This is a genomic window from Sphingobacterium sp. MYb382 (assembly GCF_037572665.1).
Lineage (GTDB): Bacteria > Bacteroidota > Bacteroidia > Sphingobacteriales > Sphingobacteriaceae > Sphingobacterium.
The window spans coordinates 521,602-535,596 of the sequence record NZ_JBBGZT010000029.1 but is presented as its reverse complement, the minus strand read 5'-3'; the positions used below and the strand labels follow the sequence as shown (position 1 = coordinate 535,596).

The 13,995-nt window shown below is 40.0% G+C and carries 12 protein-coding genes; 1 reads left to right on the top strand and 11 read right to left on the bottom strand.

The window, feature by feature from the left end; genetic code table 11:
• Positions 1–87: 87 nt before the first annotated feature.
• The 10 genes from WH223_RS19945 to WH223_RS19900 all read right to left on the bottom strand — a co-directional run bounded on the left by WH223_RS19945 (position 88) and on the right by WH223_RS19900 (position 13,043).
• Positions 88–900, bottom strand: a complete 813-nt coding sequence (locus WH223_RS19945; protein ID WP_340049639.1) for a YoaK family protein — start codon at positions 898–900, stop codon at positions 88–90.
• Entirely contained in the window at positions 884–1,387 is a 504-nt protein-coding gene (locus tag WH223_RS19940; protein ID WP_340049638.1) for a hypothetical protein, read from the bottom strand. Before WH223_RS19940 ends, WH223_RS19945 begins: the two co-directional genes overlap by 17 nt.
• Complete coding sequence (locus WH223_RS19935; RefSeq protein ID WP_340049637.1) at positions 1,374–1,904, bottom strand: hypothetical protein; 531 nt, start codon at positions 1,902–1,904, stop codon at positions 1,374–1,376. The genes WH223_RS19940 and WH223_RS19935 overlap by 14 nt, the downstream gene beginning before the upstream one ends.
• Positions 1,905–2,024: 120 nt before the next feature.
• Positions 2,025–3,377 (bottom strand): HAMP domain-containing sensor histidine kinase, encoded by a 1,353-nt coding sequence (locus WH223_RS19930; RefSeq protein WP_340049636.1) that lies wholly within the window; start codon positions 3,375–3,377, stop codon positions 2,025–2,027.
• Complete coding sequence (locus WH223_RS19925; RefSeq protein WP_340049635.1) at positions 3,374–4,078, bottom strand: response regulator transcription factor; 705 nt, start codon at positions 4,076–4,078, stop codon at positions 3,374–3,376. Before WH223_RS19925 ends, WH223_RS19930 begins: the two co-directional genes overlap by 4 nt.
• A 349-nt stretch (positions 4,079–4,427) precedes the next feature.
• A complete protein-coding gene (locus WH223_RS19920; protein ID WP_340049634.1) occupies positions 4,428–6,944 on the bottom strand; it encodes a phosphocholine-specific phospholipase C in 2,517 nt (838 codons plus the stop codon).
• Between the two features lie 24 nt (positions 6,945–6,968).
• Positions 6,969–10,133 (bottom strand): TonB-dependent receptor, encoded by a 3,165-nt coding sequence (locus WH223_RS19915; protein WP_340049633.1) that lies wholly within the window; start codon positions 10,131–10,133, stop codon positions 6,969–6,971.
• A gap of 48 nt (positions 10,134–10,181) precedes the next feature.
• A complete protein-coding gene (locus WH223_RS19910) occupies positions 10,182–11,279 on the bottom strand; it encodes a FecR family protein (RefSeq protein WP_340049632.1) in 1,098 nt (365 codons plus the stop codon).
• 87 nt (positions 11,280–11,366) lie between these two features.
• Positions 11,367–11,972 carry an RNA polymerase sigma factor gene (locus tag WH223_RS19905; protein WP_340049631.1) on the bottom strand — a complete coding sequence of 202 codons (606 nt, stop codon included), beginning with the start codon at positions 11,970–11,972 and terminating at the stop codon, positions 11,367–11,369.
• 180 nt (positions 11,973–12,152) lie between these two features.
• Positions 12,153–13,043 (bottom strand): DMT family transporter, encoded by an 891-nt coding sequence (locus WH223_RS19900; protein WP_340049630.1) that lies wholly within the window; start codon positions 13,041–13,043, stop codon positions 12,153–12,155.
• A gap of 95 nt (positions 13,044–13,138) precedes the next feature.
• Between WH223_RS19900 and WH223_RS19895 the strand changes: the two genes are divergently transcribed.
• Positions 13,139–13,603 carry an Lrp/AsnC family transcriptional regulator gene (locus WH223_RS19895; protein WP_340049629.1) on the top strand — a complete coding sequence of 155 codons (465 nt, stop codon included), beginning with the start codon at positions 13,139–13,141 and terminating at the stop codon, positions 13,601–13,603.
• A gap of 32 nt (positions 13,604–13,635) precedes the next feature.
• Here the strand turns inward: WH223_RS19895 and WH223_RS19890 are convergent, their stop codons facing one another.
• Entirely contained in the window at positions 13,636–13,971 is a 336-nt protein-coding gene (locus WH223_RS19890) for a winged helix-turn-helix transcriptional regulator (protein WP_340049628.1), read from the bottom strand.
• Positions 13,972–13,995 lie beyond the last annotated feature (24 nt).

Genomic DNA, 13,995 nt, shown 5'->3' with positions numbered 1-13,995 from the left:
TGATACTTGTAAATGAGACCATTCATCTCCTGTTTCCAAAGGAGAGAATGATCCCATAAACGAACTTGTGATTATAAAATTGATAAACTAAACTTGCTGTACGGTTGTTTCCTTGCTCGTATTGGAGAGATTGGAATTGCCCGGTTTCTCTAATGCGGCATTGTAGTTGGCATGTCTTTTTCCAAATAGCTTTTTCACTTTTTTGAGTTTATAAAAATCATAAAAAGCGATAATCAGCAGAATAAAACATACGAGGTAAAAGGTGTGATTCTGGAAGTTGTTATAGAATACACCACTCACAATTCCGCCAAGGATATACGACAAAAAGATAAAGAGTAATAAGTGGAACTTATCTACTAAGCTTTTATTCTGTCTGTTTACTTTCTTTGTAAACATAGATACCAAAATGCCGAGATCTGTTGTTAATCCTGTAAGGTGTGTTGTCTTTACGGCGAAGTTTGAAATCGTTGCGGTAAGCCCGTTTTGTAAACCCATAGCAAAGAGTAGCGCACCGACAAGCAATTCTGTCTCTTGGAGGGTATCTTTATAGAAAAATTGTAAATAAATCCCGACGAAAAGGATACTCAGAAATTCGAGCATCACCGGTATGGCGTGCGTCATGTATACACTACGTTTTCCTTTACCATGAATGATAATCAAGTTGGAAATCATACTACCGATAAAGAACAGTAATATCCATAGAAGTACAACGGCCACTTGGTACCAATTGCCTTTGGAAACTTCTTGGGCAAGGATGGCATAATAACCGGTCACATTCGAGGTAAAGGAGAAAAAGACAATAACGGAAATAACATTGACCATGCCTGCCGAAAAGGCCGTTAATGCGCCTAGTTTGATGTTGTCGCTGTTTGTTCTATGGTTGCTATACTTTCTTAACATAGTTGTCTACTTTTGTCACCCTTTCCAACACGATTTTCATAACCCCTTTAACTTGTAGGTCAAAATTGAGATGCAACTCCAGAAGGTCATCATTGATCTGTTGTATTTGGAAGGTCTCAATTCTTTTTCCTGCTTTACGTAACTCTAGGATATGACCTCTTCCCTTTATCAGCCATTCCACGGAAGAGCCTTCTTGTTTCATGCCGTAGGTGGTCAGTTTATGCTTTTGGAAATCCCAAATACCGTAATGCAGAAGCTCTAAGTCCGTTAATATCTCGTTCCTTAAGCCTTGCTGATTGATAAGCATAGGGCCTGATGATTCTCCTTTTTCAATATACCATGCCTTTTCTTTCCATGTTCCTTGAATGAGCCGCTCTGGGCTTTGTAGGGAAATGACGGACGTTAAGGATACGATAAGGAGCACGCCAATAAGGATATAGGTAATCTTTATTAGGGTACTTCGCTTTAGCTTTTTAATAAGTTGCATTTTTTAAATCCTTTCTAAAGAATATATTGTCGATACTATCCGTTTCCTGTTCTTTTGGTGTTGGCGATTGTGCGCGCGACAGCTCCACGATGGGGATGTTAAGCTTTTGGCAGTTATCGCGTAATAGATCGATAGTACAAAAGCTATTCGGGAGCAACTTAGCATAAGAAAAATGAGCTGGTAATATGACCTTTTCAATTTTGTTGCCTTTGAGGTAGTTGCGTATGTAGCGATTGTTTTTTGAGCATATGATATCCGAATAGATTTCTTCTACTTGCTCTTCAAATCTTGTTTTAATGATTTGGCAGGCTGTGAGAAAATCTTCACGATAGCACTTTTCGAGATAGTCGTCTTTATCAAAGCCTAATAGTTCAGTGATGGAATCGCTCAAGGCATGCCCATGGACAAGTACTAGTTCGATTTTCGTGTCTTTTGCTTCCGACAAGTAGTTTATTGCTCCTGTTAGGGAGCTCACTGTAAAATTCGTCGGCATTAGAATTCGTTTTATCTTCTTCATAGCTTCAGCAAAGCTACAAGTCGGATGTAGGAGCGGAATTAATCCTTCATTAATTCGGTATTAGAATTTCACGAATGTTATTAAAATGAGATTAGAAAAGGTGTCGATATTAAAATAGGATTAAAAAGTCTTGATGGATGGCAATTCTATGCGTGCACTTGTTCCTTTGCCCAGCGTGGAGGCTATCGACAATTGGCCATTATGCATGCGTATGATGTTGCGTGATAGGGGCAACCCAATGCCATATCCTTGGTAGTTGTCGGTGTTTGAGGCTCTGTAATAAGGATCGTAAATATGGTCTTGATCATCTTGCGGAATACCGATTCCTTCATCTTTGATGATGACGATAACTTTATTTTCGGACGCCCCCAGGGCGATGTAGGCCGTATTATCTTCTGAATATTTGCAGGCGTTGGCTATAATGTTGGATATCGCAAGTTGAAGTAAAGGTGCCGATCCATTTATTTTGAGACGCATGCTATCATCGGGTAGTAGACTAAAATCAATGATGATACGGAAATCTTTATTTATCTCGGTAAGGGTCATCTTCGCATCCATAACGATTTGATCTATTCGTACGGGGCTTAAATTTAGTTTATTGTTCTTATAGCCTGTACGTGCCAATAGAAGGAGGGCGCTGGTTTTACGTTCTAAATTTTCTGCGGCATCTAAAATTTTTAAAAGTGCTTTTTGATAATCTTCTATCGATCGTTCTTTGGATAAGCTGACATCGGCAATACCGATAATAGATGTTAAAGGGGTATTTAGTTCATGCGAAGCATTACTGATGAAGTTCTTTTGTGTTTCAAAAGATGTTTCTATCCGGTTTAGCATGTTGTTGAAGGTCAGCGATAGCTTATTTAAAACGCCATTGTCACGTGGTTCGGTAAGTCTTAGGTGTAGGTTTTCTGATCCTATGTTTTCTACTTGGTTGATCATGGAGTAGATAGGCTTCATGAACGAGCGCTTGGTGAATAGCGAAATCACGACTACGAGTAATATTCCTAAGACAAGGCTGATCAGTAGCAGCTGGCGTAGGTAGGAAAGGTGATGCGTATAGAAGTAGTTTTCTGCCGACACACCAATAATATAGTGCTTTGCGTCTTTGAGGAAATATTTTGTGGAATAGAAGTTGGTTCCTTCCTTAAAGTTTGTTTCTGCCTTTTTGTTGATGCGCGACCAGAGGTCTTTATTGAAGCCATCGTTGCTGATGATGAGGTCGGTATCTGGATTAAATTCAACGAGGAAGCTATGTTGTTGGTCTAAATCCTTAATATAATTGGAGGTCCAATTGTTTGTATTTTTGTTATGTAGTATTTCTTCTGCGGTAAGGTCTCGCCGGAGGTCTAGACGTTTGTAAAAGTCGGAGAAGGCGAAGTTTGTAATCGAGTAGAATATAAATAGGGTGAAGGATACGGTATAGATTATGAGGATGGCAATTAGGGTATAGAGCGTCTTGTTGTATTTTTTCATCGATCTTCAATTTTGAGTACATAGCCCATACCTATTACGGTGTGAATCGTCTTGACAGGGGTAATTTTCTCAATTTTCTTTCTTAAATAGTTTACATATACATCGACGACATTAGAACCGATATCAAAGTTGATTCCCCATACTTTGTCGAGTAGTTCGCTTCTTTCAAACACTTTTTTAGGGTTCTTAATGAATAATAAAAGCAAGCGATACTCGGTTGACGTAAGGTTAAGCTCTTGCTCTTGGCAGTAGGCTATCTTTTTGTAATCGTCTATCGTGATGAATTGATAATGGAATTTTTTATTTTCTTCTTGTTTGCTGACCAGCGTTATTTCCTTTTTTCTACGAATTAGGCTTCGTATTCTAGCTTTTAGTTCGATAAGCTTAAAAGGCTTGGATAGGTAGTCGTCGGCACCACTATCTAAGCCAAGGACAACATTCTCTGGACTGCCGAGCGCTGTAACCATAAGAATAGGTAAATCTCTATAGTTTTGGTTTCTCAGGTTTTTACAGATTTCTAGGCCATTCATCTCCGGCAGAAGCACATCAAGAAGTACAAGGTCTATATTTTCTTTTTCTAACTTTCGTAAAGCATCATCATACTTTTTAACGTGCACGACTTGGTATCCGTCTTCTTCTAATCCTTGAATGATGAATTCGGCTACGTTCTGTTCGTCTTCTATTAATAGTATTTTATGCATGAAAAATTTGACTTGTTTTTCTACTTGATTCTCTAAAAATAGGGTAAAATATATAAAAACACTTCCTTTTCTTCGATTTTTTTGAATTTTAAGTAGGGATTTATCATTTGAGAGGATGAAAATAACAGTCTGTAAATGGTGCTTTCTAGCGGAAGATTGACTTGTATATTGGAGAAGCTGAGTGGTCCAAAATATTTTTTTAAAGGCTTTTTTAGGTAGATATGGGGCCTGTGAATTACTGTTTGGTTGTTTTGTAAGTTGTTTTTATTCAGGCTATAATACGGGTTGAAAAAAACAGGGTAAAACCATTGAAATAAGATGGTTTTACCCTGTTAGGTCTTGTTAGTTTCTAGACAAGTCCACCCATTAATGGATCTGTTGTTGAAACCTGTATGGTTTCTATATGGCCTGCAAAACGTTCAGACCATTCTTTATTGCCATTTACACGTAGTTGTAAATCGTACCAATTGAAGCTATCTTTCAAAGAAACGACAATCTCTTGTTGGCTATTACCAGCTATTGTTTTGCGTATTGGTGACTTTTTATAGCTTTTATCTTCGATGATTAGTTCTTTCGGAGATTTATTTGTGTTTTTAACAATGAACAGCAAATTGCCCGTTAGCTGAGCAGGTTTACCTGCTACAAATTCATAGCGGCAGGAAATACTAAGGTCTGCCGGTGCGCTAGTGCCTTTAAACTCCCGGTAAAAGCCGTTGGGAGCATATACTCTGAAATGATACTGTTGATTATCGAATTTTCTGATATCCCAATGGTCGCCAATGGTATCGCCTACGGCAACGGCATATTCCCAGGTGCGTAACTGCTCTCCTTCGTATGGGTTCATGGCATAAAGCAAAAATGGAGCGCCAGCACTTTTAGAACCAAATACGTTGTTTTGTGCTTGAAAACTAATGTTGTAGGTTTTGTTTTCAGGATTGAAGACACCATCAACATAGAGTTCGTACGGGATTGAATTTGCGGGCTTTGTTCCTTTCTCCTGCTTTGGAAAGTAAGGCGACGAAGCAGGATTCGTGTTTAACTGTTGAATTTCTGCTGCCGATAAAGCTTTGAAGTTTTGTGGAATAGCCTTGAACTTCGCATTCTGAATCTCATGTAAAAACGCCGTTTTGTTTAATGGGGTTGGGCTTTCAATTTTTTCACCTTGATAAGGTCTAAATACCGATGTTAAATCGCCACAAATGCTTCTTCTCCATGAAGATATGTTTTCCTCTACTACATTTTTTTTCAATTTCTTTGCGATAAAATGTTCTAAAAACTGAAGCGATGATGTATGGTCAAAAACTTCTGAGTTTACATAACCACCTCTTGTCCATGGGGATGCAATAATTAAAGGGACACGATAGCCGAGGCCAATGGAGCTTTCGCGTAAGCGTCCCGCATCAGCAGATGGATTTGTCTGTTGGTCGTTGGTAACAAAGTCTAGACGGGTATCGATTGTTTTGGAAACTTTACCTTGGTCTGTTTTGTAGGGATTGGGAACAGCATAAGGAGGGACATGATCAAAGAAACCATCATTCTCATCGTAGGTAAGTATAAAAATGGTCTTTTTCCATATTTCTGGATTTTCCAAGAGTATTTCCATCACCTCGTTTACATACCATGATCCAAACCAAGGCATACCTGGGTGATCGGAGAAGTTACCCGGCGACATTAACCAGCTTACTGTTGGCAGCTTATTGTTTTTAACATCTTGTCTAAATTGATGTAAAATATCACCTTTAGGGATTTCTAATTCTCTTTGTTCCCCTTGATCATCATATTTTATGGAAGTCAAGGTATGGAAGTCAGGGTCATCCTTATTGACCGAAAAAGCATTTTCATTCAACGCTCTTTGATAGAGAGTAAGGTCGTCGTAAGCTTCTTGTGTATATGTTTTCTCGCTCGTATCAATCAGTAGAAGTACCTTTTGTGCGGCGATTAAGCGCTGTTTATCGGCATCGGTAGTCGGGTTTTCACCGATACGTTTTATTTCTTCTCGTACAATTTTCTTACGCTCCTCTGTATTTTTTAAGCTACTTGTGTGTAGACGCACATTGTAGGCTTTAAAATATTCCATAACATTGGTGCCAAAATTTCCTAGCCAGTTGCTTTCTTTGCTATTTAAGCCGAACCCCAGTGTTAGTTCGTTTTGATAAATGCGCCAACTGACGGCATGCTCTTGTAGACGCTCGGGAAATGTTTTCCAGTCAAGTGTTGGCTTGCTGTAGTCACTAATGTTCCATAAGTGCGCTTTGGCTTCTGGTTTATTTTGTTCACGCACGGTACCCGTCATCCAATACCAACGGTTGGGGTGGGTGCCTGTGATGCTCGAACTAAAGTGCTGGTCACATATCGTAAAAGCATCCGCTAGCGAGTAATAAAATGGGAAATCCGCTCGATCACAGTAGCCTAAAGTCAAAGGGATGTCGTTGTAGTCTTTATTGTAAGGCTTCTTTACTTCAAGCCAACGGTCATACTTTCCCTTGTTGCGTGCATCCGTTTGGTCGGCCCAGCCATGTGGTGTTGAACCCATCCATGGTGCTTTTGTCTCTTTAACATTCAATCGGAAAGGAGCATAGGTGTCGCCCTGTGGGTTCGTCTGCAACCACACTTTATTTTTGTTGGGTAGGTCTATTGCTCTGGGATCGTTAAATCCTCTAACACCTTTTAATGTTCCATACAAATGGTCGAAAGAACGGTTCTCTTGCATTAAGAATACAATATGTTCCGCATCATAAAAGGAGCTTCCTTTTGCTGGATTAATAGCTAATGCCTTCTGAATTGTTGCTGGCATCATATTGAATAGGGCGGCACTTCCCGAAAGAAGTGCTGCCTTTTTAATAAAATCTCTTCTACTGTTGTTCATACTGTTCGTACGATTAAGGATTAATTAAAAACTATATCTTACACCCAACTGCACTTGGTAAGGGTTTCCTGATAATGTGGAAACACCAGCATTTGGATTAATTTGATAGGTATATTCTTGCTTAGCCGCATCAAAACCACGAATAGACATTAAGTTTTGTTTACCTAAAGTTTTGTCTACACCCCATTTTTTATTCAATAGGTTGGCAAAGTTGAATACATCTGCCGAAATCTCTAAAGCATGAGTTTTGTAGATGTTGAATTTCTTGCTTGCTCTAACATCCCAAACGCCATAAAAACGATTGACACCACCATTTCTTTCTGCAATTTTTCCTAAATGGCTACTTAAGTAAGATTTGAATTTTTTGTCCGCATTCGGATTGTCAAGAATAGCTTGTATACCTGTGCGTACAGCTTCGGTATTTTTGCTGTTGTTAGGGTCAAAAATAAAGGCTAAATCATTGCTGTTTACAAAGTCACCGTTTACGTTACCACTAACGGCTAAAGAATAACGCGTACCGCCAATACCTGAGTAACGAACGCCTACACTAACACCATAGAAGCTTGGCAATGTACCATAGATTACTACTTTATTGCGGAATTGGTTGCTTGAGTAGCTCATCTTTTTAAGGTCTCTAGGATCTTCGGCCGTCATCAGGTCTAAAGTTGCTGTGTTCGCGACGTTTCCGTTATAGGAAGTATTGTCTTTTGTATCATTCCACGTGTAGCTCACGGTCAACTGACCATCTTTGTAGTAGCGTGCTGTTGCATCGAGTACTACCGCGTATTGGTTGATTTTACCTTCACTAACTAATTCTAAGACACGACTTACCTCTGTACTCTTACGGCCTGTCATCCAGTCCGCAGCTCCATTTTTAGAGCTTATACCCGATACAGGAACAAATACACCACGGTTATCTTCATTTGCTAACCTGAAAAATGGATTATCAACCATGTTGCGGTCCACATACATGTAGTTGTTTCGTGCAAATGACATGAAGAAGGTCGCGCCTACACGGAAACGATCGGTTATAAATCTGTTGTACGAAAGGTTAGCTTTGTAAAGCGTCGGTACTTTAACATCTTTATTGTTCATATTGATGGTACTTACTTTACCAACACCTGGAAGGTCAAAAAGTTCTTTCCCTGGCGCTAGCGTAGGGTCTTGACGGTAGCCATTGAAGTTTGGTGAAGGCACTAGCGCACCTGTTAAATCTACTGTAGCTACTTTTGTACCATCATTAAGCATGTTATTCACCATCGAGTAGTTGTTTAGGTTGGAACCAAAAATACCACCGCCGATGCGTAGAATATCTGTTTTACGCTCTCCGATATCCCAAGTGAACTGGAAACGAGGCTGAACCTGTAGTGTTTTAACACCATGGTCTGTTTGTAGGCCTAGTGCCTTTTGTACCGATGTGTTTAACTCCGGGTGATTGAAATAGTAGGTGTAGTCTGCTCGCAATCCGAAAGTTACGTCAACACCAGAACCTAAGTTGGACTGTGCTTGTGCATAAACGCCTCCGTTAAGGACGCTTTGCTTTACCGTAGGATCATCTACTAAGGATACTTCACGCGCATAACGGTAAGGTTGCATGTTGTTTAAGCTTTCTAAGCCACTGAAGTAGAAACGACCGTTCATTTCACTTGTTGCCAACGAGCTCATTTTCGTGTACATAAGGTCGAATCCGAAAGTGTAATTCACACGGCCTTTTGTCCAGTATAAATTGTCAACCAATTGGAAAACATGGTTTTTGAAGGTTTCTGGTAGGTAGCGCTGTCCGCCGAATTGTATTGTAGTGGTTACAGGCTTACCATTAATTTGTGATTCCACTTGTTCTACAATAGCACGAGGAATATTTGATGATGGCAACTGTTTATTCGGACGACCGTCATCTAGGGTGTATAAATATTGAGCCTTCAATTCATTGGTCAATCTTGGCTTTACAGATGTACGTAGTGAAGCCATGAAACTATTGTCGGTCGACAGGTGGGAACCATAAACTTCATATAGGTTGATGGCACTATTGTCGCTAACCCCTTGGTTATTCATATCACGTACGTAGTTATTGCGTATCGTTAATAGGTTTTTCTTGTTTAATTGCCAGTCAATACGGGTGAAAAGGGTCGTTGTCGGTCTTTTACGTTCAAAAGCACCTGTTTGTGGAGATGCTGCCACGCCATATTTGTCACGTGCTATACCTAGGTATTTATCCAAGGTTGTCTGTGTAAGGTTTAGACGTGCCTCATCTTCCGCAGAGCGGATATCAGCAATGTAAAAAGGTCTTGAATCTGCTTGCTTATCTAAGGCAACGAAGAAATGTGCTTTATCCTTTACAATCGGTCCCGCTAAGGAGAAGCCAAATTGGTATGTTGAATATTCTTGGTCAATTTTATTTCCTCTAATGTCATAAGGGCTGGATAACCAGCCTGTACGAGCGTAGGTGAAAACACTTCCTGTCAACGTATTTGTTCCTGATTTTGTTACCGTATTGATGGTACCACCACCAGCACGACCGTAGGTAACGTCATATTGGTTAGTTGCTACTTCAAATTCACGAATAGCTTCCATAGAAACGGAGTAAGGTCCTCTATTGGTTGTTCCTCCCGATAATGGTCCGCGAGAAGTCATCCCATCAATAGAGAAGTTCGTTGATGTGGCTATTTGTCCCGATAGCTGACTGCCGTTGCTTAATGGCGAAAGGTTGATTAGAGAAGTGAAGTTACGTCCGTTTACAGGAAGTTTCTCCAAGTCGCGAGCCGTTACTGCTGTCGACGCACCCAAATTACGAATGGTATTTTTTAGGTTTGTCGTAGCGGTGACCTTCACCGCTTCCAGCGTGGTGTTTGCTTGTCTTAAGCTGAAGTTAAGACGCAGCTGATCACCTTGGTTTAAGCTATATCCTTGTTCTATAGCTTCATTATAGTTTAAATGCTTCACCCTGATGGTGTATGGCTTTCCTAGTGGTAATTGTAGAAACAGGTATTCTCCATTTGTATTGGTGGAGGTGCTATTTTGAAAACCTGTAGATTCATTTTTTATAGTAACAGATACACCGGCAACGGGTTTATTGTTCGCATCGGTAATAACCCCTAAGATGCTGGCATTTGTTGCTTGCGCTAAAACATCTGGAGTAAACAGAATTGTTATCAGCATGGTTGATAACAACATTGTAAATAGATTTTTCATTTGTTTCAATTAATAATAATGTTGTAGGTAGAATATGTGATGAATAGATTATTGCTTTGCGATACCGATTGTGATCTTATCATTTTTCACCTCGTAGATTACAGCTGTATTTTCTGTTAAGGTGTTGAAAAGAGCGGTTAAAGAATCGGTGTTCCAAGTGGTGCTATGGATAGCTAGTTTACCTGTGAAACGGATATTGCGGAGCTCTTTTGCATTGAATTCGAAATCTTGGTCGTATACGTTTTCCAATTGTTCAACAACTGTTGACAAAGGGGTATCGTCATAGTGTAGTACAAGGTTGCGTGCACCGAAAATATGTCTGCTAAGGGCTTCTGCTTGATTGGCTGCAAATTTTTTCTGTTGCCAAGTCGCTGCTTGTTGCGAAGCCTCATTTTGTAGGTAGCGAATGTTTAACTCTTCACCAGGATTAAGAATTGTTGATGGGAACTTTGCTTCTTTTTCCAAAGCATCAACGACTATCTTCCCTTCAAGAAGGCGTACTTTTAGGTGGTCTGCTGCGGTCGTATTAACTTGAAAGATAGTTCCTAATGCGGTTACGCTATAGCCGTTGGCCGTTACTATAAAAGGCTTGGATTTATCTTTAGCTACATGAAATTCAGCCTTTCCTGCCAATAGTGCTAGGTTGCGTGTTGCTAAACCATAATCTGCTGTATAGGCTATTTTTGCTTGTGGCGCTAAGTTTACCGTGGATCCATCGGGTAATAAGATGGATAGATCTTCCTGTCCAAGGTTCTCTTGGATTATATTTTTAAGGGTATGTGTTTGAAGCTGGTTTGCTTCTTTGTCCTGCTGCCCATATTTTACGGCTATAGCGAGACCTAAAAACAGTAAAATCGTGGCTGCAATGCGGGTATGCCAGTAGTAGTTTCTATTTTGGTGTTTTGGCAGCTGGTTTTCGTTGTTCAGCTGTATTTTTTTCAATAAACTGTTAAGCAGTTCTTTTTTCTTGTTGTCAGCTAGTCGAACCGAAGGCCCATTCTGATGGTCTTCTTCAAATTCTTTTCCAAAGGCCTCACGAATTTCATAGGGATGCTCGTTTAGCTTTGTCAAGAGATCTTTGCGCTGATCTGTCGAAGCGTTGCCTTCCCAAAATTTGATGATGTCCTGTTTAAGCTTTTTAATCATATAGTAAAAACTATAAAGGCTCAAAAAGGGGATGGCTTTTTACATTAAAGAATCATGAACAAATTGTGTGTTAATTATAAATAGCCTTTAATTTATTGTGGAAAGACCAATGGTGAACAATAGACTATTCGTTATTAAGCTCGGGTAGTTATGTTGGATATAGCTACGAATCGCTCTGTTGGATTGTTTTAAATAATCGGTTACCGAGCTTGATGATATACCGAGCAGCGAGGCTACTTCTTCTTTGGACTTACCTTCCAATCGGTAAAGCTGAAATACGCGACGCATCCGTAAAGGTAATTGTTCCACAGCTTCCTTCAATAGGCTTACCTGCTGGATGTATACCTCTTCTTTATCATCCTGGTCTGCGACCAAATGCGTTAGTGCGTCATAATCCCCAATATAGTCTAGGGAGAACTTAACAGATCGTTTAAGGAAATCTAAAGCTTTATTGTGGCTTACGACGAAGAGCCATCCACCGATGGATTTATCATGCAATTTGTTCCTGTTTTCCCAAAGTTGAATAAATACATCGTGCAGGATGTCTTCCGCATTTCCTTCATTTTTTACGAATCGAAGGATGTTCGCATAAACGATATCACAGTATTGTGCATAGATAGCAGTGAAACTTTCTTGATCAACTATTGAACGAATATGCGCACGGGGTTCCTCTAAAATTTTGCTATTTGTCATTCTTAATCACAGGGCCTGTTTTGAAAATTTCACAAAGCTATCTAAGAAAATGACCGAATACTTAATGTAACGTATTATCAAATTATTAATATTTAGCCTATGGTTAGGCCTTCCATTTGAACCGTTGCAGATACGCCTTGATAGCCTGTTTTTAGCGTTTTAGGCTTAAGGATGGAGTTGTTACTTTTTTCTGCTCAAGAGGAATACCGTCGAGATGATGCAGAGGCTACCAACCCAATCGATTAGTTGAAAAGGTGTTTGTAACCAATAGACTGCGAGTAAGGCCGCTGCAAGCGGTTCGGCAGAGGCCAGCAGGCTTGCCTTTTGTCCACCGATAATTTTTACGGCTTGCAAGTAAAAGGTGAAGGCGATGAGTGTGCCAAACAAGATGATAAGTGCCGTATAGGTGAAAGTCGTCGCATCCCAAATTCCTGCTGTTTGCCATGGTGCTTTTATGAAGCTAAAGGCTATTCCTCCACACAGCATAGCCCAACCGATAACAAGTGTTGGTGTATATTTAGCTAGTAATTTTAGAGGTTGCAAGGTGTAGACGGCTAAAGCAACGGCAGAAGCAATACCAAAAAATAAGGCCGTCGATGAAATGGACAGCGTATTAAAGTTGCCATGCGTCACGAGCAGAAAAGTTCCCAAAACGGCAAGGCATATGGCTAAGAATTCCCTTGCTTTTGGCAATTGTTTGTTTTTAATAGCGAGATAGATGGCTATGAAGATCGGTCCTGCATATTGTAATACCGTTGCGGTGGCAGCATTGGAATGCTTAATCGCCGCAAAGTAGGTGTATTGTACAGCTAACATACCGGTGATACTAAAAATCAAAAGTTGGACGACATCTTTCTTATCCTTCCAAATGTTGGTTATGTTTTCTTTTTCCGCGACAGCGGTATATCCTAAAAGTAGGAGACCTGAGATAAGCATGCGCATGGTGATAAGCCATTCTACATTGATATGTTTCTCTTGAAAAAGAAATTGTCCTAAGGTTCCTGATACGCCCCAAAAGATAGCGGCTGTTATGGCTAACGCGAATCCTTTTACATTGTTTGTTTTTTCCATGCGGTACGTTTGTGCAAAAATACCTCTTTTACTAAGGGTGTTTTCTTTAAATTTGAGTGTTGTTTTGCAATTTTGTTTCACTAAAAAACGTCTTCATGGATAAATTTGATGTAGCTATCTTAGAAATCCTTCAGGTCGATAACCAGACTCCACAGCGTGAAATTGGTAATCGTATAGGTCTTTCTGCAGCAGCGGTTCAACGACGTATCAAGCGTATGCGTGCGGAAGGTACAATAAAGGCTGATGTGTCTGTTTTAAACCGTGAACAGGTGGGAAGTCCAGTTACTTTGCTGGTTGAGGTATTCTTGGAGAGTGAGAAGATTGAGCTTATCGATGAGACAAAAAAAATATTCTTATCGACCAAGGAGGTACAACAATGTTATTACGTGACCGGTGAGTCTGATTTCTTTTTGGTTATCGTGGTTAATTCTATGGGTGACTATGAAAAACTAACGCGCAGGATATTTTTTGGTGTAGATAATGTCAAGCGTTTCCGCACGGTTGTCGCTATGGGCGTAGAGAAGCTAGGTTTGCAGGTGCCGATAAACCTTCCGGTTTAAGGAAGGGAAACGAATTGTTAATCTTTTTGTAGCTATTCTTTAGCTTCCAATAATTTTTCTCCCCAATTGTTTAGTTTCCAAAGAACATCGACTAAGCTTTCACCGAGTGGGGTGAGGCTGTATTCAACCCGTGGCGGTAATTCATTAAAAGATTTCTTAGTTAAAATACCGTCGCTCACCATTTCGGAAAGCTGCTGATTAAGGACACGTCTATCTACGGTAGCAATACCGCGCAGCATTTCACTAGGGCGTTTTTCTCCTTGATTTATGCGCCATACAATGGGAACTTTCCATTTACCACTGATTGCGTTGACCGCAATTTCTAGTGGACAAACTTTATCTGCTATCGCTGGAGCTTTCATTTTCATACGATTGACTTTTTTATCCCATAG

Coding starts and splice junctions, on each gene's coding strand:
- WH223_RS19945 (WP_340049639.1), bottom strand. CDS start 900: ATGTTAAGAAAGTATAGCAACCATAGAACAAACAGCGACAACATCAAA.
- WH223_RS19940 (WP_340049638.1), bottom strand. CDS start 1,387: ATGCAACTTATTAAAAAGCTAAAGCGAAGTACCCTAATAAAGATTACC.
- WH223_RS19935 (WP_340049637.1), bottom strand. CDS start 1,904: ATGAAGAAGATAAAACGAATTCTAATGCCGACGAATTTTACAGTGAGC.
- WH223_RS19930 (WP_340049636.1), bottom strand. CDS start 3,377: ATGAAAAAATACAACAAGACGCTCTATACCCTAATTGCCATCCTCATA.
- WH223_RS19925 (WP_340049635.1), bottom strand. CDS start 4,078: ATGCATAAAATACTATTAATAGAAGACGAACAGAACGTAGCCGAATTC.
- WH223_RS19920 (WP_340049634.1), bottom strand. CDS start 6,944: ATGAACAACAGTAGAAGAGATTTTATTAAAAAGGCAGCACTTCTTTCG.
- WH223_RS19915 (WP_340049633.1), bottom strand. CDS start 10,133: ATGAAAAATCTATTTACAATGTTGTTATCAACCATGCTGATAACAATT.
- WH223_RS19910 (WP_340049632.1), bottom strand. CDS start 11,279: ATGATTAAAAAGCTTAAACAGGACATCATCAAATTTTGGGAAGGCAAC.
- WH223_RS19905 (WP_340049631.1), bottom strand. CDS start 11,972: ATGACAAATAGCAAAATTTTAGAGGAACCCCGTGCGCATATTCGTTCA.
- WH223_RS19900 (WP_340049630.1), bottom strand. CDS start 13,043: ATGGAAAAAACAAACAATGTAAAAGGATTCGCGTTAGCCATAACAGCC.
- WH223_RS19895 (WP_340049629.1), top strand. CDS start 13,139: ATGGATAAATTTGATGTAGCTATCTTAGAAATCCTTCAGGTCGATAAC.
- WH223_RS19890 (WP_340049628.1), bottom strand. CDS start 13,971: ATGAAAATGAAAGCTCCAGCGATAGCAGATAAAGTTTGTCCACTAGAA.